Genomic DNA, 24,677 nt, shown 5'->3' on the forward strand with positions numbered 1-24,677 from the left:
TATGGGATATTGTACCACGGGCGAAGTGCTCAAAATGATCAAGGAAGACATGGTGAACTCCATCATCGGAGATGAGTATATCGAGGACGCGGATGAGAAGCAGCAAAAGATCACCGCCCTGTGCGAGGATGCGATCAGCGATGCCTGCGCTGAGATTGACGGGTACCTTGCCAAGCGGTACAAGGTACCATTCACGAAGACACCACAGGTCATCAACAAGCTCGCGAAGGATATTGCTGTATATAACCTTGTGTCGCGTACAGGAATAGACGAGAGTGAGAGGGAGAAGACCTTCCTGAACCGCTACAATGCAGCCATCAAGTTCCTGACGGAGGTTGCCAAGGGAACCATCAGCGTAGGAGCTGAGGATGAGGCTGTAGGCAGTGGGAATGCAGCCAACGGCTTCAAGATGAAGTCTTCAGGGCGAATATTCTCAAGGGACAGCATGAGAGGATGGTGATTGAATGTCATCAATCAGGGCAGAGATGTCCGGAGATACAGATGCACTGCTCCAACGTCTCAATAAACTGAAGAGCCTTGAGAAGCGTGGGGTTCTGAACTCCATCGCTGAGGGGCTCCGTACCTCAACGGTCGAGAGATTCCAAAGCGAAAAGAGCCCGGAGGGAGTCGGATGGACACCTTCCATCCGGGCAAGAGAGTCAGGCGGCAAGACGCTGACCGATACGACAACATTGAAGACAAGTATCCACTCGCAGGCAGATGAGAGCGGACTTGCAGTCGGCACGAATGACATAAGGGCTGCCACACTCCAATTCGGTGACGAGAGGACTATAAGAGCTAAGAATGCGAAGTATCTCACCTTCAAAGTTGGAGGACAGTGGCGGAGAGCTGCTTCTGTCAGGATAAGCATTCCACCAAGACCATTCCTTGGTATCAGTGATGAAGACGAACTTGATATCCGGGAGAGCTTGGAGGAAATATTCAAGGAGTAAGACATGAAGAAAGAGAAAGACTACCTGATCGCAAAGCTGAAGGAGTCCGGAATCAAAAGTCAGGTCTACACCACAATGAAAAAGCTAAAGCAGGCGAACGAGTCACACCTTGGCGCAGTTCTGCGAAATGGGGAGACTCTCGCACGCTCAGGCTCAAAAAGAAACTTTGTAGACCAAGAGGGGCAACGGAAGCGCAGAGTCAAGCTGTGGAGCAGGGACACAAAGCTCCGGGTGATCATCGCAGATGCCTCGGAAGATAAGTGTGAGGAGATTTTTGAGAAGTTCCTCAGACTGATCGGGAAGGGCATGGAGGATGATGGAAACTGGGTGAATATCGTAGTAGGTGAAGCGGACTGGGTTGAAGAGGGCGATAGTGTCCTGAAGGCAAAGATAGCTGTACAGTTCGATGTCACATTTGAAGGCGGTATATATGCCGACTTCACGAAGAAAGCGGTGGAGATCGGCAATATTCAAAATGGAGGATAAAACATGGCAAACAAAGAAACAGCTACATGAGCATCGAAGAGCTTAGAGATAAATACAAAGTATCAGATGCCGTGTTTGAAGGCGTAAAAGCAGCAAAGAAATGGAAGTCCGGCAGACAGGTCGAGGAGAATGAGTTCACCAAGGCGGTTGAGGACTTCAAGACAGCACCAATTGACGGTAGAAAAGAGGAGGCGAAGGGATAATGTACGGAGATGTAAATGTAACCGTAGAAGACGGGAACCTTGGACGTAGCAGCTCCACAGGAAGCGGTGTACAGTTCAAGATCGGTATTTCTAACATTGAGAGCGCAACCCCTATCCTGATCACCGGCAGCATGGATGCAAAGAAGATCAAGGAGAAGGTTGGCAACACTCCGCTCGCGGATGCCTGCATCGACTCCGTGGAGAACGGAGCAGCTACGATCTACTGCATCCCGGTCAAGGCAACCACAGACGGAACCATCGGGGAAGTCAAGGCAGTCAAGACAGGAGAGGGAACCCTCGAAGTGAGTGGAAAGCCCAACAATGCATACGACATTGTGATCAAGGTCACAGATGACGGAGAGAACAATGAAGCCGGGTATGCATACTCCTTAGACGGAGGCAATACCTTCAGCGAGGAAATGACAGTCCCTCTGAATGGAGAGGCAGTCCTTGCCAATACCGGGCTCACCGCAAAGTTCACGGAAGCAGCCGGAGGAGACAGCTTCAAGGAAGGAGATACCTTCAGCTTCTCAACGACAGCCCCGTCCATGAGTAACGCAGATGTGATCAGCGCGGTAGAGAGTCTGATCAACAACAACACAGCCTTTGAGTATGCTCACATTGTGGGTACATCCTCAAGAACTCTGTGGGCTTCCCTTGCAAGCATTGCCAACGACTTCCTCACAAAGTACAAGAGACCTCTTTTCTTTGTGTGCGAGGCAAGAATGAAGAGAAGCAACGAGAGCCTTGATGAGTATGTTGCAGCAATGCAGGAGGAAAGAAAAGGTATCAACAACATCTATATTCAGGTAGTCTGCTCCAATTCGAGATATCAGAGAATGGATGGCAGAGTGCAGGATATCAATAATGCAGGAATTGTCTGCGGACTGTATTGCAAAGCAAAGGAATCGCAGAGCATCGGAGAGGTGAAGAGCTTCCCTATCTCTGAGGCAAAGATGCTCAAACTCCTTCCGGAAGGAATCGAGGACTATATCGCAATCTTGGACAAAGCAAAGTACCTGACCTTCAGACAGTATGTCGGCAAGGAAGACTACTATGTGACAAGCGCGAACATGATGGCTCCGGACGGTAGTGATTATGCATACGCGGAAGATGTCAGAGTGTCCAACAGACTTGTGAAGGCGGTCAGAGCATATGCACTCAATGAGCTTCAGAGTGAAGTTGACCCGGGAGATTTAGATGCGAGCATCTCTATCCTTCAGGCAAACCTCAATACTCCGGTGGAGGATGCTGTAGATGATAAGATCATCAGCTCCGGAAGACTTGAGATCGACACGGAGAACCTCAATATCCTTGTGGATGAGTCGATTGACGTGAGGGTGACATACGTGCCGATGGGACACGTCAGAGAGATGAACCTGACCTTTGCAGTAGAAAACCCTGCATCAGCATCTTAGGAAGGAGGTAGAACAGGATGGCAAACAAACAGTTAGTTAATGGAAAAGTGTATGACTGGTCGAGCGTGACCATTTCCACGTCCGGCATGGAGAATATCGAGCCAACAGAAATCTCCTACGATGATGAGCAGGAGAGTGAGGCTGTATATGGAAAAGGCGGCAAGATCAGAGGCTACGGTACCGGAAATCAGAAGAACTCCGTGAAGCTGAGTATGCTCCGCGAGGACTTCAATGAGATGTGCCGTGTAATCAAGAGCAAGGGATATAAGAACTTCTATAAGTACGTTATCCCGAAGATCACGGTATCCTATGCGGATGAGGGAGCGTCCACCTGTACCGATACCCTGACAAAGGTTGTCTTCTCGAAGCGAAGCTCAAGGCAGCACAGGGAGACAAGTCCATGAAGGTAGACCTTGATGGAATGGCAATGGGCGGCATCAAGATCAATGACCTTGATGCGTAAATTCACAAAATAAATGTCAAAAATATGGAGGTAAATATCTATGAGTAACGCAGTATTAACGGAGAATGAAGAGAGATTATTCGGAGCAGCCAAGGAAGTTGAAGCGGAAGCTGCACAGGAGACAAAGAAACAGGATGTTGAAGAACTGAAGAAGAAATACACAGGAAACGGTCAGAAGATCTACACGATTACAAACACTGTAGCTGTAGATGATGACACTGAGGAAGAGTTCACTTTCCTCTTCAGAAAGCCGAAGCCTGCATCCTATGACAGATATGTCAAGACAATCTCAAACAGCGCAAGCAAGGCATCCAAGACCTTCGCCTTCGATAATATCATTGATGAGCAGAGGGATGAACTGAAGGATACTCTGGAAGAGTACCCGGCTATGGCGATCTCCCTCGCGGACAAACTGCTCCGTATGCTCGGACTTGCTGACACAACATCAGTAAAAAAACTGTAGACGATGCGAAGGAAGCGTTCAAAGAGAACTTTATAGCCTATGGGAAGATGCTGATATACAAGTATCTTCCCCGGGAAATTGTTCCGGAAAGCTTTGAGGAGCTGACATTTGAAGAGTTCTATGATCTGTATGCTCAGGCGGACTGTGCAAGAGAACTGATCATAGACGAGATCAGGGCAGGAGTTGCTCAGGGTATAGCTGACAATTTTACAGACGAATAAAACAAAAATCCCACAGCCGGGAGCTATGGGATTCTGTACACCTCTATGGTCTTCTAAGGGATAGTATATCACATCACACAAAAAAAGCAACTAGGAGGTGGTTGCATGGGTATGGAGTCTGTCTATAAATTGTCGGTACTTCTTAACGTAGTAGACAACCTGTCCGGACAGATGAACACGATACAGGGAAATGTATCCGGAAGCATCCAAAAGCTTGACTCAGCCTTCGGAACCATGCAGAAAGCCGGGGCAGCTCTGACGGGAGTTGGTGGAGCTATCCTCGGAGTAGGAACCAAGTTGGTGACATCCACCTTCGATACACAGAATGCACTCGGAGAACTGTCATCACTGGGAGTTAAAGACCTGAAGGCGGTAGAAAATGCAGCAAAGAGCTTCTCAGACACATGGGCAGGAACGAGCAAAGCTGACTTCATCACAGCATCTTATGATATTAAGTCAGGTATAGCATCGTTGACGGATGAGGGCGTGGCTCAGTTCACACAGTTGGCAGCCTTGACAGGTAAAGCCACCAAGTCCACCACAGAGGAGATGGGCTCACTGTTTGCTACAGGATACGGTATCTACAAGGGTGCCTATGATGACCTGTCAGACCTTGAGTTCGGTGAGATGTTCTCCGCAGGAATCGCTACGGCGGTTAAGAATTACAAGACATCAGGTTCGGAGATGGCGAGTGCGATCAGTACGTTGGGAGCTACGGCAACGAATAACAACGTGCCACTTGAGGAACAGCTTGCTATCCTTGGACAGTTACAGACAACTATGTCGGGCTCTGAAGCCGCGACAAAGTACAAGTCCTTCCTGAATCAGGCAACGAAAGCAGGAGAGGCACTCGGATTGCAGTTGACGGATGATAACAACCGACTGCTCTCCACACCGGAAATCCTTGAAAAACTGAAAGGAAAGTACGGAGAAACCATAGACGCAGTAGAGAAGAAAGAGTTGAAGGATGCCTCGGAACAGATGAGGCGGTTGCCATGATCGACCTTCTCTACAACAACGTGGACTCCCTGACAACCGGAGTGGATGACTTATCGGCATCCATGAAGCAGGGGTCATCAGTCACAAAGGAGATGGCAGAAGCCATCAACAACACGCCTGAGCAGAAGTTCCAAGTGCTAAAGCAACAGATACATAACAATGTTGAGGAACTTGGAAACGGACTACTTCCTGCGGTCAATGACACAATGGATAAGGTGAGTGGTCTGATCAAGCGCGGAGGCGAGTGGATAAGCAACAACCAACAGACGGTACAGACCATCATGAACATAGCGTTGAAACTTGGAATATTCCTTGTGGTAGCCGGAAGCGTGATGGGAATAGTGGGAAGCCTCGGCAAGCTTTTCTTGTCGATGAAGAACACGATCGGGATAGTGAAGACCGCGGTGATGGGACTTAACACAGCATTCCTTGCATCGCCCGTGACATGGGTCATTGCCGGGATAGTTGCCCTGATAGCGATATTCGTTGTCCTATGGAACAAGTCGGAAGCCTTCCGGAACTTTTGGAAGGGACTATTTACACAGGTTCAAAATGCAGTACAACAAGCATGGACGAGCATACAGCCTGCGCTACAGAAACTCGGACAGAAGCTGACCGAACTATGGCAGGCGGTACAGCCGATCATCCGGATTATAGAAAAAGTCGGAGCCGTTGTCCTAACTGTCCTTGGTGCTACTTTTGCCGGGGCGATACAGGGAGCACTCTCAGCACTGACTCCTCTGATCAATGCACTGACAAGCTTCACATCATTCGTGACCAACGTAGTGAATGCGGTCGTTGCACTATTCCGGGGCGATTTTTCAGGAGCCCTCGACTTTGCATCAGCCGCAGCCGATGATTTTAAGAACTTCATCCTGAACGGATTCGATGCGATTCTCTCATTTATCGGTGGCTTTGCATCCGGATTCTTGGATGCGGTGGGCGGTGCCCTGTCCGCAATCGGAATTGATGCGTCAGAGACGATATCGAAGATGAAGGATACCGTGAAAAACGGGCTTGAAGCTGTGAAGGGATTCTTCGGAAATATCTTAGGGGCGGCATCCGATACGGTCAAGGAAAAGCTTGGCAACATGAAAGCTGCATATGAGGAACACGGTGTGGAATCAAAGGTGTGGCAGCCGCAGCTATGGAAGGTGTGAAGGGGTATTTCACATCAGGATACACCTTTATAGACAACCTGACAGGCGGCAAGCTTACGAGTATCAAAAACTCAGTAAGTGAGAAAATGTCCGGAGTTGCGGAGACGGTATCATCCAAGATGTCCGCAGCGAAGGAGTATGCATCAACACAATTATCGGCAATGCAGGCATCTTATGAGTCTCACGGAGGCGGTATCAAGGGTGTGGCAGCCGCAGCTATGACGGGCGTACAGAATACGTTCTCGACAGCATACTCGGCACTGGACACTATGACGGGCGGAAAGCTTTCAAGTATCAAAAATACTGTGAGTGAGAAGATGTCCGGGGTTGCAAACGCAGTGTCAACCGGAATGTCGGCAGCCAAGAACTACGCAACAACACAATTATCTGCGATGCAGGCATCCTATCAGTCACATGGTGGGGGCATCAAGGGCATCGTGGCAGCAACAATGACCGGGGTGCAGGGTACCTTCAGTACAGCGTACTCCGCGATCAACACATTAACAGGAGGAAGGCTTGAGAGTGTCCGCTCTACGATTGCTAACAAAATACAGTCAGCGAGAGATACGGTCAACTCCGTGCTTGAAAGCATCAAGTCGGCATTTTCGTCTAAGCTTCAGGCAGCTCATTCAGTAGTGACCGGAGCAATATCACGAATCAGGTCAGCCTTCAATTTCTCGTGGCATTTGCCTAGCCTGAAGCTCCCACACATCAGTGTGAGCGGAGGAGTTGCTCCTTTTGGAATTGGCGGAAAGGGTTCCCTGCCGCATTTCTCTATCCAGTGGTACAAGGATGGAGGTATCCTGAACGGAGCTACGATCTTCGGACAGATGGGCGGTAAGATGCTCGGAGGCGGAGAAGCCGGAGCTGAGGCAGTCCTTCCACTTGCCACTCTGTGGACAAAGATGAAGGAAGTTGTCGGCAACGTAGTCAAGGGCGAGAATGAGGAGAGCAAGTCAGATGTACAGCAGACAGGCGCAAGTATTACAAGCGCATTGACATCCAAGGCTTCAACCTTTAAGCGCGAGAAAGAGACAACCACAACAACAAACAGGGAGACAATAACTACAGAGAGATGGGGAAAGAACGGAAACATGAGCATCAACAGCATCCACTTCACGGTAGACATCAGCAAGATCAAAGACTTGCCATTACTCTACAAGCTGATAGATGAGCTGAAGGATGCACAGAACCGGACGGATGTACCTGTCAATGCGTAGGAGGTGAAACAAGGTGCTTTATGTAAGAGACAAGGTAGCAAAGCTTGGAAATGTGATACTCGGAGGAGAAGTCACGAGCGTGGAGATCACGGAAGCCGGAAGCGTATATGTAGCACAGGATGAAAAGGGACGGTATAAGAAGTCCCAACCTGTGGGATATGAAAATGGCAAGGTGAACATTGATATCCTGCTTGAAGACATGAGCGGATACTCCACGCTTGCACAGCTTAGGGATATGCAGAATCTCTTTAAGGGGAACGGGCAGGACAAGCCGAAGCTCCTTCCGATCGTCAACGATGACTGTGCTGCAAGAGGAATCACGCAAGTGTATTTCAAGACCCTGACATCCAAGAAAGTGATCTCAGAAAGTAAGAGAATCGCCACCTTAGAGCTGTGGGCTCCGAACATTGGCACAGTCAAAGTAATCAAGAAAAAGAAGAGCACCAAGAAAAAGAAGAGCACCAAGTCAAAGAGAAGCAAGAGTAAAAAGAGTAGGACAAAGAGCCCTGCAAGGGATAGCCGGAGCACAAACAGAGCTAAGAAAAGGGCTAGGAAGATAACCAAAAAGAGGTAGGAGGTGAGCAGCTTGGGAGAGAAGAAATTGATATCCCCGGAATTTAGGGTGACAGTCGGAGAGTATGAGATCAAGGACGGGGTAGAGGTGGAATGCTTCTCAAGCCGCGAGTCTCATATTGATTGGTGCCGGGTGGAACTGTCACCAAGGCTTCAGGGACTAATACAGTTCAAAGATATGGATGAGGCTCAGGTAGAGCTTGGATATGAGGATGACTTCGATACGCTGATAGATGGATATGTCCGGTGCAACGGGAGTGACTACTGGAAGGAAATCATGATCAAGGATGACATGATGAAACTGGAAAGAGCAACTGTGAAGGGGACGTTCATTGACTGTACACCACAGGATATCATCCGGTACATCCTGACACGGGCAGGAATAACAGCTTACGAGCTGACGGATGAGGTGTACGGCAAGAAAAAAGTCTACTCAATAGAAGAGAAGAGCGGAACGGCTGCAATAGCGGAGATCAATAGCTCATGGGGGATAAGCAACCCATTCTTCTTCCAAGAGAAGATATTCCACTGGGGAACCAAGAAGGAACAAAAAGAACTATATGTCCTCGAAGAGGACGAGACGATCATCTCACTGAATAAGTATGGCGATATGTGGGAGGCTGAGACAATAGCCATCCCGTGGATACATCATAGTCAGGAGGTTATCGTGGAACACAGTAAGTACAGCGGTACCGTGGTTGTCGAGAAGACGATCGTTCGGAGCGATGACTCGGGGGCTGTGCATATGTATATCTATTGGAGGTGATGGACGTGTCGGATATGATGAAGAACTTTGTAAAACAGGAGCTTGATGATCAGATCAAGACAAACTATCCACACATGAGATATCCTCCGTGTATTTATGCGAGGGTGGTGAAGGCTTCCAAGAAAGAAGATGTCTACACCGTTACTCTCAAGATTCTTGACAAAAACAAGCAGACAGACACACGATTCCCGGAGGTTCCGATGGTATCCACGAAGGTTCCTGTGGAATCCGGAGACATCGTGGTTGTGATGCTGCTATACGGAGAATGTGACCCGTATATCGTGGGGAGGTGTGACTGATGCAGATGGTGACAGAAGAGGATGTTGACCTCATGCTTGATGTAGATGGTCAACCTACAGCCGGGACAGATGGTCAGTCAGAACTTGCTGAAGATGATATGTGTTGGCTCCAAGACCTGAAGAACGAAGCTCTCACGGAGGAAGGAGAACTCTTCTACGAGGATGAGGAGGGTAACGGAAGCTATGGCTTCGGTATGCTTGACTTTGGTCAGGAAGAGTTCGATGAGTTCACAAAGCTTGAGATACAGCAGAGGATAAGATCGAAGATGTCAAAACGCAGCTACATTGATGCAGCAAGCATCAACATAGATGTGAGCTTTGAGGGGCACAGCTACAAAGCCCGGGTGACATTCAAAAGAAATGACAGCAACACGGTGTACGGTATAAGCATCGAAAGTGACGGAGTGGAGGTGATAGTAGAATGATAGATGAGGACATCATGGAGAAGATCATACCGATTCCTGACGAGGAAGAGGAAATGGAAAACATAGAAGCAGAGCTTGCAGAGGCGGACTTCCCGATCACGAACTTCAAAAAAGGCGGAGTGTTCTATCATATCATCCGGATGTTTGTGACATTGTTTATCGAGCTGAAACAGCTTGCAAGGACGATCTTGAACTCCTGCTTCATCCTCCATGCACAAGGAGATTGGCTTGAGATCAAAGCGGCAGACTTCTCCAAAAGCCTGAAGGAGGCTGTGAAAGCGAGAGGCTATGTGACAGTGTACCGGGCAGAATATGACAATGCCGTACAGATAACAAAAGGGCATTGCTTCAAGACGGAGCCGGATGCATCAGGCAACGAGCTGAAGTTTTACGCTGTGGAAGATACGGTCATAGATGCCGGAGCTCAGACCGGGAAGGTGCTTGTGGAAGCGGAAGAACCGGGAACCTACTACAATGTAGCACCGGGCAAGATAACTATATCCATGATACATATTGATGGAATGGACTATGTAACCAATGAAAAAGAGTGGCTGATCAGGGAAGGAGCTGACGTGGAAGACTACGAAGACCTGAGAAGCCGATGTACAAGTAGTTGGGCGGAGCTTGCGACAAGAACGATTGAAGAAAAGCTCAGAAACGCTGCAAGGTCAGTGCCGGGTGTACTGGATGCAAGGGTGGACGCACAGCATCCAAGAGGTCAGGGTACCGTTGATATTATCATCACGAGCTCTGCCGGGGAAGCATCACCGGAGCTGACAGCAAAAGTTGAGGAGGCAGTCGAACCTCTGAAGGGACAGTATGCGGACTATCTTGTCAGATCGAGTGAGGTAGTTGTACAGGACATCAATGTGATCATATACCTTGCACAATATGCTTCAACAGATGGAGTAAAAGAGAAAGCACAGAACATCATCACCAACGTCATGAAACTGCCGAGAGATGAGATGAATACCCTGTACAAGGACAGCATCATCAGTGCTTTGTGTGAGATTGAGAACTACAGGAAGACGGTGTTCAAAGCCCCGACAGAAGATATGGAACTCAGTGGAGACAAGGTGATCATGGCAGGGAACATCACCGTGGAGGTTAAAAATGTAAAGGGAGAGTGATAAGATGGAAAGCTTTATTGAATATATGTGGTACCTCTTCACCTCTCCTTTTAAGAAAGTCAAGAAAACCCTGAATCACTGGTACACCCTGTGCAAAGTGTTCGGGAAAAGGCTTGATGAATGCAAAGAAGACCTTCTCCGGGCAAGGGATGAAGGCATGGTTGCAACCTGTAGCGATGAGATGCTCTCGGTACACGCAGCAGACCGAAATCTGAGCAGATACACCGGGGAATCACCGGATAACTTCCGATCACGAATAGCAATGTATGAGGAAGTGTGTCAACTTGGAGGACTGAATGAGGGCATTATCCTCGCGGTAAAAGCTCTCGGATACACCAACCCGGTCATCCGAAGTGCAAGGGACTTCAAAGGTGATATAACGAGGTGGGCGGAGTTCTACCTGATCATTGTCATGGACGTGGATGAAGAGCATCCGATCGCCTTTAGCATCCTAAGAAAGACCGTCCGGCAATGGAAAGAGGTTGAAGCCAAAGACAACTACTATATGGAATACAAGACGGAAGTCAAGGAGCCTCACACGGGGGCATTCCAAAGAGTGGACTATAAGAAGTTTATCTACTTCTATGATTATCTGAAGCTTGATGGAAAATGGCAGCTTGATGGTAGCCATCTCCTTGATGCGGTGGTACATGGTTATCCTACACGAATCGGATACCTGTACCGGAGTAGATACGAGCAGCATTCCGCAGGACTGTCAATGGCATCCTTCCGGAACAAACATACGCTGATCACAACAGTGAGTGCAAAGATGGGGTTCCGGGCGTATGCAAATTACTTCGAGGGCTTCTATCTGAAGACAGATGGAAAATGGCAGCTTGATGGCAGCCACACACTGGATGCCTTAATATACAACGGGGGTATCCGGTGGAGCACTGGGTACCGGGTAGAACATGAGCAAAATATCCGGATAAAACAGCAGTACAGGGCGCATAGTGTCAGCAACAGATATGACATAAGCCGGGAGAATGTGGCGTACAGGCTCACGATAGACTTCTTTGAGTACCTGAAGCTCAATGGACTGTGGAATCTCACAGGGTCGAGAGCGATGGACTCTCAGAGAGTAGAGTATCCGACAAAACAGTCCTATAAAACGGCAGTACACAACAAAGAGAATCTGACCGTCACATGGCACGAAGAACACAACCTCTTCTTCCTTGACGGTACATGGAGCCTTGACGGTTCCAAGATCATAGACGCATATCAAAAAACGGAGGTAATGTAGAAATGGCAACAAAAAGCGTTATCACAAAGATTCGTAGAAAAAAGATGGCTGAAGCGAGCCATACTACAGGGAAGATCGCGAAGATCACCCACATCGCCCTTGGAAGTGGCGGAGTGGATGCAAACCGCAAGGTGATCGAGCCTCTTCCTGAGAATGTAAGACTTAAACATGAGGTAATCAGAAAACCATACACGTCATCCACAAAGGTGTCAGAGACGAGCTATGAGTACGTGATCAAACTCGAAGAGAATGAGCTCATCGGCGTGGAGATCAGCGAGATGGCTCTGATTGATGAGGATGGCGATGTGGCTGCGTTCTCAAATTTCTTGGCAAAAGGCAAGGATGAGACGGAAGTGACCTTCACCATCGAGGACAACTACTAGGAGGTGTAGAAGATGGCAAACCTGAAAGCATCAGACAACCCTACATTCAACACAGAGATGGAAGCGATGGAGAGAACTACTCCGGGACACTATTCTGAGTGGAATAAGAGACACCAACAGCTTCTTGACAATGATCAGTACCTGAAAGACCAGAAGGATGACGAAGGCTTCAGTGTGGTCGATGGCAAGCTGTGTGTAACATATGAAAGAGAGGACTAAGAAGATGAGTAAAATTACAGAGCCGATGTTATTGGACGCAACAGGCAAGGAAATCGTGGAGAAACTCCACACACAGAATATGCTTCTGAACCTTATGGCAGGAGCAGCAATGGAAGGTACAACGAGCATGGCTGAGATCAGGAAGATCGTGCAGGCAGGCAAAGCATCTGAAGTGTACAACATCGGTGATCAGATCGTGGTGCCGTGGACAGATGTGGCTACCGGACAGAAATATGAAGCAGTGGGAGACATCGTCCACTTCGGAAATGTAACTTTAAAGGATGGCGAAGAAGTGCCGGGTATGTTTATCCAGTGGCATTATGCGACTCCGTTCGGTGTACAGTTTGACAACAATGAGGCATTCTATACAGCGAGTGAAGCAGAACTCCCGGCAGGAACCTACAACATCACGGTTGGAGCTAACTGGGGAAAAAACTGCAAAACTGGCGAGAAATATCAGTTTGTACTCACCAAGCCTGTACCACAGGGCGGTATGCTTGTAGGATTTTGGGGAATGCCTGACAAGACCCCGGCAGAGTGGAGAGTCAGCTCCTACAGGGACGGAGCATCCACTGAAGCAATCGAGACCGTGAACGTAACAGCAGGCTCCACAGGAACATCCCTCGGTACATTTACTCCGGCAGGAGATGGCTCTCTTAACAGTCTTCACCGCCTGAGCTATGGATATAACAGGTGGTCACAGAGTGCTATGAGACAGTGGCTCAACTCCGACAAGCCTGCCGGACAGTGGTGGACATCTCAGAATAAGTTTGACCGTGTACCGGAACAGCACGCAACAAAAGCAGGCTTTATGAGCGGCTTTGAGAAAGAGTTCCTTGACTGCATTCAGCCGATCAAGGTAGTGACTGCCCTCAATACGGTATCTGACAAGGCAGACGGGGAAACAGAGGTCACATATGACACATTCTTCCTTCCATCCTTGGAACAGATGTACATTACCCCTCAGCTTGCCGGAGAAGGCGATGTTTGGGAATATTGGAAGAGAGCGTCCGGAATGTCAACAAAGATGCAACAGTGGCAGACATATCCTCAGATCAGAACCTATGCGATTGAAAGCCACACATCAGCGCAGTACGTGCGCTTGCGCTCGGCTAGTCGTGACGACGCGTGCAGTACGTGGAATGTGAACAGCTCGGGCGGCGTCAACGACGGCTACGGCGGCGCAGTCCACGCGCTTCGCTGCGCCCCGGTTTGTGTTATCTGCTAATCGCGGCATCATGTATCATCCCCTGCACCCACGGATGCAGGGGATAGACCAAAAAGAGAAGGAGGACATGGTGTGGCAGTAGCAGAAGGCGAGAGAAGCCAAAGCAAACTTGAAGTCATAGTGAGAGCCTTGGACTTGGCAACGTACACTATCAGGATAACAAACAATCAGAAGATATTCCTACCGGAATACAGAAGCTCCCTGACCGATGATATCATCAGGACAGCAAAAGACATCTACATTGATGCATGGACAGCCAACAACATCCTAGTAAAGTCTGCGGATGACTGGAAGATGAGAAAAGCCCTTCAGGAGAGAGCTGCCCGGAACTGTAACAATCTTCTTGCACTGATACAGCTTGCAAAGACGATCTTTCACTTGAAATCAAAGCGAGTGAAATATTGGAGCGAGAAGACCATTGATGTGAGAGGATATCTGAGAAGTTGGAGAGATGCAGATAGTAAACGCTACGGCAAATAGCCGGAGCTTTACCATAGGGATGTAGGCTGTAACGCAGAACGTGCGCTTGCGCTCGGCTAATCGTGACAACGCGTGCAATACGTGGAATGTGAACAGCTCGGGCAACGTCAACAACAACAACGCAGTCAACGCGCTTCGCTGCGCCCCGGATTGTGTGGTATTAAGGACATACAAACTATCTCACAGAGATGGAGTCCGACCAATCTAACACAAGGAGCCGAGTTCCCTGCCAATAGGCAAAACAATACTATGATGATGTAATCACCGCCCCGATTGGGAGGTGTGCGCTATCAACATCATGGAAATGAATTGAATAATGAAGAGGATATCATAGGGTTTGAAGCCTTGTTTGAGTCCATGCAGAAATGCAAGAAAGGCGTTATGTGGAAGGGGTCAGCCGCCCACTACGTCCTCAATGGACTGGAAGAGACCCTGAAGCTTGAAAAACAGCTCAAAACAGGGACATATAAAGCAAGGCAGACAACGAAGTTCAGAGTGACATACCCTAAGCCGAGGGATATCGTGAGTATATGCTTCAGAGACCGAGTATATCAGCGGAGTCTCAATGATAATGCCATCTATCCGGCAATGACCAAGAGCTTCATCCAACATAATTGTGCCTGTCAGAAAGACAAGGGCACGGACTATGCAAGGGCGGTGCTTGATGAGTTCCTACATCGACATTACAGGAAGTACGGACGGGCAGGCGGAGTCTTGCAGGTGGATGTACATGGATATTATCCCAACATGAAGCATCAGTCGCAAAGGACAAGTTCAAGAAACACCTTGAGCCGGACATCTACAAGCGAGCGGAGGCGGTACTGGAAGATCAGTATGAGGGCGATGTCGGATATAATCCGGGAAGTCAGATGATACAGATAGCAGGAATCTCCGTACTTGATGAATTAGATCATTTCATCAAGGAACAGCTCGGAATCAAGAGATATCTGAGATACATGGATGATTTTCTGCTGATGCACGAAGACCTTGAGTACCTTGAATACTGCAAAGACAAGGTAATCGAGAAATTGGCTGAATATGGCTTTGAACCGAACCCTAAAAAGACAAAAGTGATACCGATAACAGAAGAAATCCTCTTCCTTGGTTTCTATTACAGGCTGACAGAGACCGGGAAGATAATCATGAGACTGAATCCGGCAAATGTGAAGCAGGAACGCAAGAAATTATACAGGCTAGTGGCTAAAGCTAAGAAAGGCGAGTCATCAAAGGCTAAAGTTGATGAATGCTTCAACGGATGGAAAGACCACGCAGCAAAAGGAACCTCCTACCAACTTTTGAGACGGATGGAGGCATATTATAAGGAATTATGGAGGAATCAAGATGGAATATCGACAGATCAAAACAAGCGTTTATGAAGAACGTGAAAAAGAGAACATGAGAGCCACCATCGCAGAACAGGCAGCCATCATTGACTATATCGCTCTGATGACGGATGTTGAGCTCCCGACTCAGGATACAGGCATGGAAGAAAGCGAGGTACAATAGTATGACAACACAGAAACCACAGAAACAGACGGAACACAGCAGAAACTTTGAAAAATACAAAGGATATTATGATCACGGCTTTTGGAATGCAAGATGCTCAAGAACGCGGTAGTGAAGAAAGCTATCACAGCGGATGAGTTCGAGGAAATCACAGGAGAGGCTTATACAAAATAGTGAAAACGCCTGCCACGGTATCCGGACACACCGACCGGATGACTTTGGCAGGCTTTTATAAAGGAGGCAGCCTTGAGACGTATTGAGATTAAGATAAGGCTAAACGTCCCGGAATCAAGTGCGATTCTGAATGACATCAGCCGCTTGATAGAGCGGTACCTGAAAAGGAATAAAATTGAATTTCACAGCATAGATGCAAGGGTCAAATTCGATGATGATGAGTAACGTTATTCTCATCGAATGTGTCAAAAAAATGAGAGGGCGAAAGCCCTCTTTTTGAGTCTGCTTTCCGGGAACTATTTCCGAAAAGTTTTTGACAACGATTTTGAGAATTTGTGACAAAAATTTTGAGCAGCTACAGTGATACTCATATGATAAATGCTTTCACAGGAAATGAAAAATATATAGATATGGCAGAATATGGAGCGGCAAATGGATATAAAAATGTCAAAAAAGACTAACAAACAAGTTAATAGTAATGGACTGTATTGTCGATTAACGTTCCATTTTTATAAAAATCCGAAATGAAAAAGGAGAGTGGTATTGAATGAAATATTTGAAATTTACAGTTTTATTTGTATTATTGATATTTGTATTATCCGGTTGTGGTAAGAAGGCATCTTCATATTATGAGACAGTAGATGAGGCGATTTCATTGTATGAAGAGTATATTGATTACCAAAATTCTGTTGAAGGTAAAGTGACTACAAGTGATGAAGAACATAACCAAAACATAAAAATTGCTTTAATGCAGGCTGACGCATTTGGAAAGGTAGATTTAGTTAAGGATGCTTATGATAAATTATCTGATACAGAAAAAGATAATTTGGTGAATTATATTATCACAGAACATGATTCAAAGTATAATGCGTTAGTTGAGTGGTTACAAGGAACACTTGTAACGTATTCTGATTTGGATAATGCTATAAAAGATGGTAAGAGCAGTAGTCGAAGTAGTAATTCTGCAAATTATTCAGATTCTATGCAATTATCTTCTGGTAATTATACTGTGCCGGATGATATTCCTGCTGGTACATATGATGTGGTATATGTGTCTGGTGTTGTGCCAAGTCTTGACGTTGAGAACAATGGTGATAATTTGCATGAGTGTTTTAGTGAGGACAATAAGACATTTAGTAATTTATTATTACGTGATAGTGCGAAAATTAAGATTGAAAGTGGAACTATTGAGTTAGAGCAAAGAAATAGGAGAATATGCGGAACAATGCACTGCTTATTGCGAAAATGGTTTTGAGAAAAAAGCATTGTTCGGTGATAGATCACGAATCATATATGTGAATGGCAGTTAAAAAGTGATGATTCGGTTAATAGATTGATGCAAGATTTTTGTTATTAGTTAAAGTAGTATGTTTTATGAAGTATTGTAAAAACCTGTTAGGATTTTTAAGGAAATGGGAGGGGGTCAATGTTAAATGTGCAAAGCAATGGAAGAGCAACTTGGCGAAGAGGATAGAAGTGTTCTTTAAGACTATTAAAAGTTCAACGAAAAACATGAAGATCTCTGCAAAACAAGCGGTGGAGATTATGAAAGTTTCTGCAGAAGATAAAGCGATTCTGTTGAAGAGATTTTAGCATTTATTGCGATATTTTGTTGTCTGAAAAAAATGAGAAATATGGGAATGCGCTGGAAGAAAGGAGTAGCTTATGTATAAAAGTGAAATCAGAAATTCTCAATTAAAGAAACTAGAGGATAAAGTAGATAAGTTAAATTATGAAAAATATTTATCGAAAATTAATATAATAAAATGTCGAGCATTCGAGGAGCAAGTAATCCGGTTTGATTTTCCAGTTACGGCATTAATTGGACCAAATGGTGGTGGAAAGACTACTATTTTAGGCGCGTGTGCGTTATTATATAATTCAATAGCTCCGAGGCAGTTTTTTACTAGAAATAAGCAGCTAGACGAGGAAATGAGAAACTGGTCAATTTCTTATGATGCAATAGATCGGACAAAAAGTAAAATGGACATAGTAAAAAGAACAGCATCTTTTTCAAAAGAAAAATGGTATCGAAATGCTTTGAAAAGAGAGACATTATTTTTTGGAGTATCTAGAACATTACCGGCAGTTGAACGCAGAGATCTTTCAAAATTTACAAACAAGAATGTTGTGTTTAAGAAAAATGAAATACAAGCACTAGGAACAGAAGTGGCGGCTCATATTACCAAAGTCTTAGGTAAAGATGTGAGTGCATATACAGTTATAAAGCCTGATCGTTACGGAAATATTACTCTTTTATCTGGAAAAACAAAAGAGGGAAGAATGTATTCAGAATTTCATTTTGGAGCAGGCGAATCTAGTATTATTAAAATGATTTTAAATATCGAAAATGTTGCTCCGCAGAGCCTTGTGTTGATTGAGGAAATAGAAAATGGATTACATCCTATAGCAACAGAACGTCTTGTTGAGTATTTGTTGGATGTGGCAGATAGAAAGAATATTCAGGTTATTTTTACGACGCATTCACAATATGCAATAAATCCATTACCAGCTAAAGCTGTGTGGGCAGCAATTGATGGAAGTGCTATCCAAGGAAAATTAGATATTCGTTCATTAAGGAGTATAACAGGAGAAATAAACTCTGAATTAGTAATATATGTAGAGGATGAATTTGCAAAGAAGTGGGTATATGCAATGCTCAGAGCAGATGAATCGATTGCATTGGATGCAATTGAAGTTTATGCTATGGGAGGAGATGGTACAGCAGTAACGGCAAATAAATATCATCATTCTGATCCAAGTACATCCGTAAACTCTATATGTATTATTGATGGAGATTCTAGACAGATGGAAGATGTGGAAGAACATGTATTTCGTTTGCCAGGAGAGGCACCAGAGTTGCATGTATTTGATGAAATTGTAGATAAATTGGATGAATGTTCAGCTATTTTATCAGTTAGATGTATGCGTGGATATAAAGATGCAAGTGAGGTGAAAGAAACTATACTTGAAGTGAGCAGGACGAATAGAGATCATCATTTGATTTTTGGACAAATTGGGGAGAAAATTGGATTTGTAGACGAAAATATAATAGAGGATGCCTTTTTGACTACATGGAGTGAAAAGTTTGAAGATGAGTGTAAAGATTTGATAACGAGAATAAAACAGTACCTACCGATTGTATAAAATGGGAAGTAAGAGATGAATAACTGGCAACACTTTGGCAACAAAAAATCAGTAAGCCAAAATAAAATATGCAAAACAAATAAATTACAGGCGATATTACCACAAAAACTAAACAAAATAGTTTAATATATGTGGCAACTTTGCCGAGTTCGAATAACGGACTAAAATGCCGAAAGCCTGTATTTATGCGGGTTTCCGGCATTTGTTTTATCGAATGGCTCTAGTTTGGCTCTATTTGTGGGGAGAGTAATGACTTTCATAAATCAATATATTGCGTTGCTAGGTTGATTAGGAGAAAAGATGACAGATAATGAAAAGAGATTTATAAAAAGTATATTTTCGGGAGACAGTAGTGGTCATGACTATTATCATACGATACGAGTATATAAACTGGCTACTAAAATCGCAAAACAGGAAAATGCAGATGTTAAAACAGTGCAGTTGGCAGCTCTGTTACATGATGTGGATGATATTAAGCTTTTTCCCGACAATTATGCTATCAAGAAAAATGCAGTTGATTTTATGACAATTAACAAAATAGATGGTAAAAGGATAGAGGCGGTATGCAAAATTATAGATGAGGTTTCATTTGTAGGAACTGATTCAGTCGTACCTGATACCATAGAAGGAAAATGTGTGCAGGATGCAGACCGACTTGATGCTATAGGAGCTATTGGAATTGCCAGAACATTCGCATATGGTGGTAGTAGGGGAAGAAAGATTTATGATCCGGAAATAAAATCTAAAATGGGAATGAATAAAGAAGAGTATCGGAATAATCAAGATTCTACAAGCATTAATCATTTCTATGAAAAGTTGCTTTTGTTGAAAGACATGATGAATACGACTGAGGGAAAGAAACTGGCAGAACATAGACAGGTTGTAATGCAGGAATTTCTGAATGAGTTTATGCTGGAATGGGAAGGGAAAATGTGATGGAAGTAAAATTTTATGATACAGTTAATGATGAACTGCTGAAATTTGCAGTAATTATCTCACAGAGTAACGGCAAGTGGGTATTTTGCAAGCATAAAGAAAGAGATACCTATGAAGTGCCGGGAGGACATAGAGAAGCCGGGGAGAACATTCTTGAAACGGCGAAAAGAGAATTGCAGGAAGAAACAGGGGCAGTCAGATTTGAGATAAAGCCGATCTGTGTTTATTCAGTAACAGGTAAGAACAGAGTGAATGATACCGGCGAGGAAACATTTGGACTGCTTTGTTTTGCGGAGATAACAGAGTTTACTAAGGAATTACATAGCGAAATGGAGAAGATGGTTCTTATGGATGAATTGCCGGAGAACTGGACATATCCATCGATACAGCCGAAATTGATAGAAAGGTATTTGCAGATAAAAAATAATTCTGTAATCGGAACAATAGTAACTGTTACAGTTGATAGACCACTAGGAAGTTATCATCCGGAACATAAAGAGATGTATTACCCGGTAAATTATGGTTTTATTGAAGGAATTATGGCACCAGACGGAGAAGAGCAGGATGCCTATATATTAGGTGTAAACGAGCCGGTAGACAAGTTTACGGGTAAAATTATTGCCATTGTTCACAGAAAAAATGATATAGAAGAAAAATGGGTAGTTGTGCCTGAGGAAGTGACTTTTTCAAAGGAGGAAATCAGGCAGCAGATTCATTTTCAGGAGCAATATTTCGATAGTGAAATTGTGATGTGATGTTAAGCAAGAACCGGAAAGAGAGCATGCAGATGATAGGAAAACGTACACTAAAGGCAAGGAAGATTATAATAAATATAATCCTGAATTGGCATTTAGGAGCTGGCATTTTGGAGGATTCGATATGAAATGTTTATATTGTGGCGATGAGTTGGTAGAAGGCAGCGTTGAACTCTATGAAATGGCAACGCTGATTCCGAAATTACATCCGGCAACCATAAAGTTTAAGCCGGATGACTCAAATAAAAATGTGAAAAAGTCGAATACTTATGTAAAGGATTCTCACGGCTATTATTGTGAAAGATGCAAGAGGATCTTTGCTGATTTTGCGGCAGAGTAGAGGAAAATATTTATTGGAAATTCCATCAAAGCGAAGAAATCCGATATCAGCTGATATATTCAGCCGTTTGAAATACATGGAGCGTAGAGACGGTGGATTTAAGATAATATAAGAAATTTATTTCAAGAAGTGCTGGGTAGTTAGGATATCATGTAACTTTGCTGAGTTTGAGTAAGGGGGCGAGTTGATTGCTAATTAGTGAAAAGATTTTCCTCATCATGAAAAAAAGAGGTCTAAGCCAGAAAGAATTTTCAGAACAGACGGGAATTTCTCAGAGCACGATCAGCGACTGGAAAAGAAAAAATACAAATCCTTCAGCGGATAAAATACTAAAGATATGTGAAGTGTTACGAGTCACACCGTACGAATTGCTGGCAGAGAGCGCAGGTGGCGCAAACAAAGAGATGGATTATGTGTTTGCATTGAACGAAGAGGAAGAGCATGTTCTGGAAAGCTTCCGAAACCTGGGAGGCAGGCAAAAGGAACGATTACTCGGTTATATGACCGCATTGCAGGAAAATAAATGACATAAAGTGTATGTCGGGATATCTTGACATGCATTTTATTTTATAATAATATCCGTATATACGAAACGTATAAAAGGGACGATTGTGCGTAGGAAATTGAAATGCTATTGCAATAAGTTTAGGCAACGGAGAATAGATTTTTTTTAATAGGGAGCAGGAGGAATAAATATGGCGGCAATATTAGTGGATTACGAAAACGTTGGTAATGTTAATGGTCTTCGAGGTGTGGATGTGTTGAATAAAGGGGATACATTAATTATATTTTTCAGTGGAAACTGTGGAAAGATCAGGACAGATTATATGCAGCAGATTAAGGAGAGTCAATGCCAATTTCGAGCAGTAAAGTTAAAAACAGCGGGGAAAAACGGACTTGATTTCTACATAGCAACAGAGTGTGGCATAATCAGCGAAAGAGGAGAAAAGCAAATCGCGATCATTAGTAATGATAAAGGTTTTCAAGCAGTAATAGATTTTTTCAGCAGAGATAAAGAGGCCGGAAAGCCACAGATTGTGAAAGCCTCTAATATAGAAAATGCACTCACATTATTTTCAGATCCGGAAGACTGCTCGCGGCGAAAATTTCTTCTTAAACGAATGACGCCCCTGGATTTGGAGGAGGAAAGTGTTAATTTAGAAGAACAGGAGCGAGTTAAGAGAAATTTGCAGGCGGTTTTGACGGGATCGTTGTATGAAAACAGAATGGAAGAGATTTGGGAGTATGTGAAGGGGAAGGAAAAATGGGGACGGCGAGAGTTGTATACAGGAGCGCTACATCGGTTTGGCAGAAAAGATGGGGTGGAGATTTATCGGATGGTGAAGAAGGGGATGGAGAGGGAATACAAATAAAGAATAGATATATTATTGTTGAAATAATAAAACATTTATGGTAGTCTAGATATAGAACATTGCGAAGCGTATTTGTGAAAACGAGCAAGTGGCAAACGGTATTTTTCGGAGATAATGACAAACCTATGATTATTTTACATTTTATTTTGAAATAAGGATATAGAAAAACATACGATAATTAAAATGAGAAAGGTATATATCGTGTTAGGTATTTTAGAAACATAATGTTTGTTAAAGGAATAAGATTATATCTCTAGAAAAAATATAGCATTGTATTTACGGAGTAGGAGGATTTTATGAGATTTGATCATGAGGAATTGTTTAAAGAGTTGGCAAAGTCATATGGAATTAACTTGTTTCTAGGTGCGGGGTTTTCGGTTTATGCATATAATAACAATGATGAATCACTACCATTAGGGGATGATATAAATCAGAGATTAATAAAATTATTTTCATTAGATAATAATCGCAAACTCAATTTGAGTAAAACATGCCAAAAAATAAAACTTGATAATTCGGATATTTTAGAAAAGGAATTAAAAGAGATATACACAGTAAAGAAGTTTGATGAAGAATATTATACAATTACCAAATTACCAATAAAAAATATTGTAACAATTAATATAGATAATTTATTGGAAAAAATATATGATTCTCCAAGATCTTCGATGAATCTCTCTGATACCACAATATATGGTTCTCTGGAGAAGGAGAAGGCGGTGAGTTTATACAAATTGCATGGCTCGGTTACATATCCAATTGGAAGCAGAATGTCGTTTACGGAAACGGAATTAACGGATCTGTTTATAAAAGACAGCAAACTATTTGAATTGGTTTCTTATAAGCTTTCAACAGCACCTACAATCTTTTGGGGGACTAGGTTGAATGATAATGATACAATGCAATTGCTATGTAATAGTGAGGCATATTCAAAATCTCTTATGCAAAAGTGGTTAGTCGTTTATCCGGAAGAAAAGAACAAGGCATTCATTGAGGATTACGAAGATCTTGGTTTTTATATTATAGAAGCTGATACAAAAGAATTGATAGAATATTTGGGAAAGCAGAGTTTTGCAAAAAATGTCGATGAAGGAAAAAATATATATAAGGAGTATAGAGAAAAATATCCAACGAGTTTTATTTGTAATGAGTTAAAAAAATCAGGTGTAAAGCGACCTGTCGTAGATTTTTTTGCCGGTGCAGAACCCATAATTTCAGATATTGTGTCGAATAATGTTTCCAAGACATCTTATTATTTCATTTTGTTAGAGACTATATTAAAAGGGATATAACACTTATAACAGGTATTCCGGGATGCGGAAAATCTACATTATTGATGCAATTGGCTTTTTCGGACGAGTTAAAAGGTAGAAAGTTTTGGTTTAATAATATTATAAAGCAAGAGGCAGAGAAATTAGTAGATTTAGTTAAAGAAGATAAAAGCGTAACCGTTTTTATTGACAACTTGTATAGCAATGTTGATGCACTTAATGTGTTGAAAGAAGCACAAAATATAAAGTTGGTTCTAGCTGAAAGAGCGTTAAATTATGAATATATAAAAAAGTTCCTAAATATATCATCGGATAGAATAGTGGATATAAGCGAACTTAATAAAAATGATATTCAAATGATATGTAAGTCGATGAATCGGTCCAGTTCAGATGCATTTGGGTTGATGACGGAGAATCAAAATATTTCATTATTAGAAATAGTTTTTTATACGGCCACCTCAACGCAGATTCAAGAAAGAATAAAAAGCTATGTAAAAGATTTAAAAAAATATAAAGACAGTAATTTGAAAATTGATTTATTAGAATTGTTTGTGTTGGTTAATTATACGAGTTATTGTGGTGTGCCTTGTTCAATGGATATGATGTATTTTTATTTTAGTGACTGCATTGAATCGTATGAAGACATATTTTATGCATTGGAAAAAATGAATCGAATAATAGTAGAAAGTGATGATTATGATCTTTATGACAAATCGCAGGATTATAAAGTGATGCGTAGTAAATTATTTGCAGAAAAATCTTTTTAATGTTTTAGCTCCGAACATTATTTCTGATGTTATGAATAAATTTTTTAGACAGAATTGGAAATCATATAATATATCG

35 protein-coding genes are annotated in these 24,677 nt (G+C 43.5%); all 35 read left to right on the plus strand.

Features of this window, described 5'->3' with window-relative positions:
* The first annotated feature begins 1 nt into the window (after position 1).
* The 35 genes from DXA20_RS12890 (at position 2) to DXA20_RS16875 (ending at position 24,601) form a co-directional block, all read left to right on the plus strand.
* Entirely contained in the window at positions 2-460 is a 459-nt protein-coding gene (locus tag DXA20_RS12890) for a gp436 family protein (RefSeq protein WP_118561309.1), read from the plus strand.
* Positions 461-464: 4 nt separating this feature from the next.
* Positions 465-953 carry a phage virion morphogenesis protein gene (locus DXA20_RS12895; RefSeq protein WP_118561311.1) on the plus strand — a complete coding sequence of 163 codons (489 nt, stop codon included), beginning with the start codon at positions 465-467 and terminating at the stop codon, positions 951-953.
* A 3-nt stretch (positions 954-956) separates the two neighbouring features.
* Positions 957-1,439 carry an SON protein gene (locus tag DXA20_RS12900; protein WP_118561313.1) on the plus strand — a complete coding sequence of 161 codons (483 nt, stop codon included), beginning with the start codon at positions 957-959 and terminating at the stop codon, positions 1,437-1,439.
* A gap of 26 nt (positions 1,440-1,465) precedes the next feature.
* Positions 1,466-1,642 (plus strand): hypothetical protein, encoded by a 177-nt coding sequence (locus tag DXA20_RS12905; RefSeq protein WP_243100656.1) that lies wholly within the window; start codon positions 1,466-1,468, stop codon positions 1,640-1,642.
* A complete protein-coding gene (locus tag DXA20_RS12910) occupies positions 1,642-3,060 on the plus strand; it encodes a DUF2586 domain-containing protein (protein ID WP_118561317.1) in 1,419 nt (472 codons plus the stop codon). The genes DXA20_RS12905 and DXA20_RS12910 overlap by 1 nt, the downstream gene beginning before the upstream one ends.
* A 17-nt stretch (positions 3,061-3,077) precedes the next feature.
* Entirely contained in the window at positions 3,078-3,464 is a 387-nt protein-coding gene (locus DXA20_RS12915) for a hypothetical protein (RefSeq protein WP_330420950.1), read from the plus strand.
* Positions 3,465-3,563: 99 nt separating this feature from the next.
* On the plus strand, positions 3,564-3,986 hold the full coding sequence (locus tag DXA20_RS12920) for a DUF6848 family protein (RefSeq protein ID WP_199877080.1): 423 nt from the start codon (positions 3,564-3,566) through the stop codon (positions 3,984-3,986).
* A 47-nt stretch (positions 3,987-4,033) separates the two neighbouring features.
* On the plus strand, positions 4,034-4,207 hold the full coding sequence (locus DXA20_RS16440; protein ID WP_199877081.1) for a hypothetical protein: 174 nt from the start codon (positions 4,034-4,036) through the stop codon (positions 4,205-4,207).
* Between the two features lie 105 nt (positions 4,208-4,312).
* Positions 4,313-5,206, plus strand: a complete 894-nt coding sequence (locus DXA20_RS16850; protein WP_243100657.1) for a phage tail tape measure protein — start codon at positions 4,313-4,315, stop codon at positions 5,204-5,206.
* A gap of 41 nt (positions 5,207-5,247) precedes the next feature.
* Entirely contained in the window at positions 5,248-6,366 is a 1,119-nt protein-coding gene (locus DXA20_RS16855; protein ID WP_243100658.1) for a phage tail tape measure protein, read from the plus strand.
* Positions 6,354-7,586 carry a hypothetical protein gene (locus DXA20_RS12930; RefSeq protein WP_243100659.1) on the plus strand — a complete coding sequence of 411 codons (1,233 nt, stop codon included), beginning with the start codon at positions 6,354-6,356 and terminating at the stop codon, positions 7,584-7,586. Before DXA20_RS16855 ends, DXA20_RS12930 begins: the two co-directional genes overlap by 13 nt.
* Positions 7,587-7,599: 13 nt before the next feature.
* Positions 7,600-8,160, plus strand: coding sequence for a hypothetical protein (locus DXA20_RS12935; RefSeq protein WP_118561319.1), 561 nt, complete (start codon positions 7,600-7,602; stop codon positions 8,158-8,160).
* 3 nt (positions 8,161-8,163) lie between these two features.
* The gene (locus DXA20_RS12940; protein WP_243100660.1) at positions 8,164-8,925 is read left to right on the plus strand and encodes a hypothetical protein; all 762 of its coding nucleotides are present in this window, start codon (positions 8,164-8,166) and stop codon (positions 8,923-8,925) included.
* Between the two features lie 14 nt (positions 8,926-8,939).
* Entirely contained in the window at positions 8,940-9,224 is a 285-nt protein-coding gene (locus DXA20_RS12945; protein ID WP_243100665.1) for a hypothetical protein, read from the plus strand.
* Positions 9,224-9,649, plus strand: coding sequence for a DUF2634 domain-containing protein (locus DXA20_RS12950; RefSeq protein ID WP_118561323.1), 426 nt, complete (start codon positions 9,224-9,226; stop codon positions 9,647-9,649). The genes DXA20_RS12945 and DXA20_RS12950 overlap by 1 nt, the downstream gene beginning before the upstream one ends.
* Positions 9,646-10,779, plus strand: a complete 1,134-nt coding sequence (locus tag DXA20_RS12955) for a baseplate J/gp47 family protein (RefSeq protein WP_118561325.1) — start codon at positions 9,646-9,648, stop codon at positions 10,777-10,779. The genes DXA20_RS12950 and DXA20_RS12955 overlap by 4 nt, the downstream gene beginning before the upstream one ends.
* Positions 10,780-10,936: 157 nt before the next feature.
* Complete coding sequence (locus DXA20_RS12960; RefSeq protein ID WP_243100661.1) at positions 10,937-12,022, plus strand: hypothetical protein; 1,086 nt, start codon at positions 10,937-10,939, stop codon at positions 12,020-12,022.
* Positions 12,023-12,024: 2 nt separating this feature from the next.
* Entirely contained in the window at positions 12,025-12,405 is a 381-nt protein-coding gene (locus tag DXA20_RS12965; RefSeq protein WP_118561329.1) for a phage tail-collar fiber domain-containing protein, read from the plus strand.
* Between the two features lie 12 nt (positions 12,406-12,417).
* A complete protein-coding gene (locus tag DXA20_RS12970) occupies positions 12,418-12,624 on the plus strand; it encodes a hypothetical protein (RefSeq protein WP_118561331.1) in 207 nt (68 codons plus the stop codon).
* A gap of 4 nt (positions 12,625-12,628) precedes the next feature.
* Entirely contained in the window at positions 12,629-13,852 is a 1,224-nt protein-coding gene (locus tag DXA20_RS12975; protein WP_118561333.1) for a DUF6273 domain-containing protein, read from the plus strand.
* Positions 13,853-13,924: 72 nt separating this feature from the next.
* Positions 13,925-14,332 carry a hypothetical protein gene (locus tag DXA20_RS12980; RefSeq protein WP_118561335.1) on the plus strand — a complete coding sequence of 136 codons (408 nt, stop codon included), beginning with the start codon at positions 13,925-13,927 and terminating at the stop codon, positions 14,330-14,332.
* 282 nt (positions 14,333-14,614) lie between these two features.
* On the plus strand, positions 14,615-15,205 hold the full coding sequence (locus tag DXA20_RS12985; RefSeq protein ID WP_118561337.1) for a hypothetical protein: 591 nt from the start codon (positions 14,615-14,617) through the stop codon (positions 15,203-15,205).
* Positions 15,202-15,708 (plus strand): RNA-directed DNA polymerase, encoded by a 507-nt coding sequence (locus DXA20_RS12990; protein WP_118561339.1) that lies wholly within the window; start codon positions 15,202-15,204, stop codon positions 15,706-15,708. The genes DXA20_RS12985 and DXA20_RS12990 overlap by 4 nt, the downstream gene beginning before the upstream one ends.
* The gene (locus DXA20_RS16255; RefSeq protein ID WP_158577237.1) at positions 15,674-15,838 is read left to right on the plus strand and encodes a hypothetical protein; all 165 of its coding nucleotides are present in this window, start codon (positions 15,674-15,676) and stop codon (positions 15,836-15,838) included. Before DXA20_RS12990 ends, DXA20_RS16255 begins: the two co-directional genes overlap by 35 nt.
* A gap of 81 nt (positions 15,839-15,919) precedes the next feature.
* Positions 15,920-16,012 (plus strand): XkdX family protein, encoded by a 93-nt coding sequence (locus tag DXA20_RS18715; protein ID WP_199877082.1) that lies wholly within the window; start codon positions 15,920-15,922, stop codon positions 16,010-16,012.
* 547 nt (positions 16,013-16,559) lie between these two features.
* Positions 16,560-17,267, plus strand: coding sequence for an LptM family lipoprotein (locus DXA20_RS13000; protein WP_118561341.1), 708 nt, complete (start codon positions 16,560-16,562; stop codon positions 17,265-17,267).
* Between the two features lie 119 nt (positions 17,268-17,386).
* Complete coding sequence (locus tag DXA20_RS13005; RefSeq protein ID WP_118561343.1) at positions 17,387-17,605, plus strand: hypothetical protein; 219 nt, start codon at positions 17,387-17,389, stop codon at positions 17,603-17,605.
* 72 nt (positions 17,606-17,677) lie between these two features.
* Positions 17,678-19,159 carry an ATP-dependent nuclease gene (locus tag DXA20_RS13010; RefSeq protein ID WP_118561345.1) on the plus strand — a complete coding sequence of 494 codons (1,482 nt, stop codon included), beginning with the start codon at positions 17,678-17,680 and terminating at the stop codon, positions 19,157-19,159.
* Positions 19,160-19,459: 300 nt separating this feature from the next.
* The gene (locus DXA20_RS13015) at positions 19,460-20,095 is read left to right on the plus strand and encodes an HD domain-containing protein (protein ID WP_118561347.1); all 636 of its coding nucleotides are present in this window, start codon (positions 19,460-19,462) and stop codon (positions 20,093-20,095) included.
* Entirely contained in the window at positions 20,095-20,850 is a 756-nt protein-coding gene (locus DXA20_RS18035) for an NUDIX domain-containing protein (RefSeq protein WP_118561349.1), read from the plus strand. Before DXA20_RS13015 ends, DXA20_RS18035 begins: the two co-directional genes overlap by 1 nt.
* A 124-nt stretch (positions 20,851-20,974) precedes the next feature.
* Positions 20,975-21,190: a PF20097 family protein gene (locus DXA20_RS13025; RefSeq protein WP_118561351.1), complete on the plus strand. Its 216-nt coding sequence runs from the start codon at positions 20,975-20,977 to the stop codon at positions 21,188-21,190.
* 218 nt (positions 21,191-21,408) lie between these two features.
* Positions 21,409-21,717, plus strand: a complete 309-nt coding sequence (locus tag DXA20_RS13030) for a helix-turn-helix domain-containing protein (protein ID WP_118561353.1) — start codon at positions 21,409-21,411, stop codon at positions 21,715-21,717.
* A gap of 168 nt (positions 21,718-21,885) precedes the next feature.
* Positions 21,886-22,563: a PIN domain-containing protein gene (locus DXA20_RS13035; RefSeq protein WP_118561355.1), complete on the plus strand. Its 678-nt coding sequence runs from the start codon at positions 21,886-21,888 to the stop codon at positions 22,561-22,563.
* A 296-nt stretch (positions 22,564-22,859) separates the two neighbouring features.
* Complete coding sequence (locus tag DXA20_RS16870) at positions 22,860-23,855, plus strand: SIR2 family protein (protein WP_243100662.1); 996 nt, start codon at positions 22,860-22,862, stop codon at positions 23,853-23,855.
* Between the two features lie 44 nt (positions 23,856-23,899).
* Positions 23,900-24,601 (plus strand): hypothetical protein, encoded by a 702-nt coding sequence (locus tag DXA20_RS16875; protein WP_243100663.1) that lies wholly within the window; start codon positions 23,900-23,902, stop codon positions 24,599-24,601.
* Positions 24,602-24,677: the final 76 nt, after the last annotated feature.

The sequence above is a fragment of the Roseburia sp. AM59-24XD genome (assembly GCF_003478445.1).
GTDB lineage: Bacteria > Bacillota > Clostridia > Lachnospirales > Lachnospiraceae > Jutongia.

Excerpts from the sequence above, each read along its gene's own strand:
- DXA20_RS12890 (WP_118561309.1), top strand. The coding sequence starts at position 2 with ATGGGATATTGTACCACGGGCGAAGTGCTCAAAATGATCAAGGAAGAC.
- DXA20_RS12895 (WP_118561311.1), top strand. The coding sequence starts at position 465 with ATGTCATCAATCAGGGCAGAGATGTCCGGAGATACAGATGCACTGCTC.
- DXA20_RS12900 (WP_118561313.1), top strand. The coding sequence starts at position 957 with ATGAAGAAAGAGAAAGACTACCTGATCGCAAAGCTGAAGGAGTCCGGA.
- DXA20_RS12905 (WP_243100656.1), top strand. The coding sequence starts at position 1,466 with ATGAGCATCGAAGAGCTTAGAGATAAATACAAAGTATCAGATGCCGTG.
- DXA20_RS12910 (WP_118561317.1), top strand. The coding sequence starts at position 1,642 with ATGTACGGAGATGTAAATGTAACCGTAGAAGACGGGAACCTTGGACGT.
- DXA20_RS12915 (WP_330420950.1), top strand. The coding sequence starts at position 3,078 with ATGGCAAACAAACAGTTAGTTAATGGAAAAGTGTATGACTGGTCGAGC.
- DXA20_RS12920 (WP_199877080.1), top strand. The coding sequence starts at position 3,564 with ATGAGTAACGCAGTATTAACGGAGAATGAAGAGAGATTATTCGGAGCA.
- DXA20_RS16440 (WP_199877081.1), top strand. The coding sequence starts at position 4,034 with ATGCTGATATACAAGTATCTTCCCCGGGAAATTGTTCCGGAAAGCTTT.
- DXA20_RS16850 (WP_243100657.1), top strand. The coding sequence starts at position 4,313 with ATGGGTATGGAGTCTGTCTATAAATTGTCGGTACTTCTTAACGTAGTA.
- DXA20_RS12930 (WP_243100659.1), top strand. The coding sequence starts at position 6,354 with ATGGAAGGTGTGAAGGGGTATTTCACATCAGGATACACCTTTATAGAC.
- DXA20_RS12945 (WP_243100665.1), top strand. The coding sequence starts at position 8,940 with ATGATGAAGAACTTTGTAAAACAGGAGCTTGATGATCAGATCAAGACA.
- DXA20_RS12950 (WP_118561323.1), top strand. The coding sequence starts at position 9,224 with ATGCAGATGGTGACAGAAGAGGATGTTGACCTCATGCTTGATGTAGAT.
- DXA20_RS12955 (WP_118561325.1), top strand. The coding sequence starts at position 9,646 with ATGATAGATGAGGACATCATGGAGAAGATCATACCGATTCCTGACGAG.
- DXA20_RS12960 (WP_243100661.1), top strand. The coding sequence starts at position 10,937 with ATGGTTGCAACCTGTAGCGATGAGATGCTCTCGGTACACGCAGCAGAC.
- DXA20_RS12965 (WP_118561329.1), top strand. The coding sequence starts at position 12,025 with ATGGCAACAAAAAGCGTTATCACAAAGATTCGTAGAAAAAAGATGGCT.
- DXA20_RS12970 (WP_118561331.1), top strand. The coding sequence starts at position 12,418 with ATGGCAAACCTGAAAGCATCAGACAACCCTACATTCAACACAGAGATG.
- DXA20_RS12975 (WP_118561333.1), top strand. The coding sequence starts at position 12,629 with ATGAGTAAAATTACAGAGCCGATGTTATTGGACGCAACAGGCAAGGAA.
- DXA20_RS12990 (WP_118561339.1), top strand. The coding sequence starts at position 15,202 with ATGATACAGATAGCAGGAATCTCCGTACTTGATGAATTAGATCATTTC.
- DXA20_RS16255 (WP_158577237.1), top strand. The coding sequence starts at position 15,674 with ATGGAATATCGACAGATCAAAACAAGCGTTTATGAAGAACGTGAAAAA.
- DXA20_RS13000 (WP_118561341.1), top strand. The coding sequence starts at position 16,560 with ATGAAATATTTGAAATTTACAGTTTTATTTGTATTATTGATATTTGTA.
- DXA20_RS13005 (WP_118561343.1), top strand. The coding sequence starts at position 17,387 with ATGAAGTATTGTAAAAACCTGTTAGGATTTTTAAGGAAATGGGAGGGG.
- DXA20_RS13010 (WP_118561345.1), top strand. The coding sequence starts at position 17,678 with ATGTATAAAAGTGAAATCAGAAATTCTCAATTAAAGAAACTAGAGGAT.
- DXA20_RS13015 (WP_118561347.1), top strand. The coding sequence starts at position 19,460 with ATGACAGATAATGAAAAGAGATTTATAAAAAGTATATTTTCGGGAGAC.
- DXA20_RS18035 (WP_118561349.1), top strand. The coding sequence starts at position 20,095 with ATGGAAGTAAAATTTTATGATACAGTTAATGATGAACTGCTGAAATTT.
- DXA20_RS13025 (WP_118561351.1), top strand. The coding sequence starts at position 20,975 with ATGAAATGTTTATATTGTGGCGATGAGTTGGTAGAAGGCAGCGTTGAA.
- DXA20_RS13030 (WP_118561353.1), top strand. The coding sequence starts at position 21,409 with ATGAAAAAAAGAGGTCTAAGCCAGAAAGAATTTTCAGAACAGACGGGA.
- DXA20_RS13035 (WP_118561355.1), top strand. The coding sequence starts at position 21,886 with ATGGCGGCAATATTAGTGGATTACGAAAACGTTGGTAATGTTAATGGT.
- DXA20_RS16870 (WP_243100662.1), top strand. The coding sequence starts at position 22,860 with ATGAGATTTGATCATGAGGAATTGTTTAAAGAGTTGGCAAAGTCATAT.
- DXA20_RS16875 (WP_243100663.1), top strand. The coding sequence starts at position 23,900 with ATGCAATTGGCTTTTTCGGACGAGTTAAAAGGTAGAAAGTTTTGGTTT.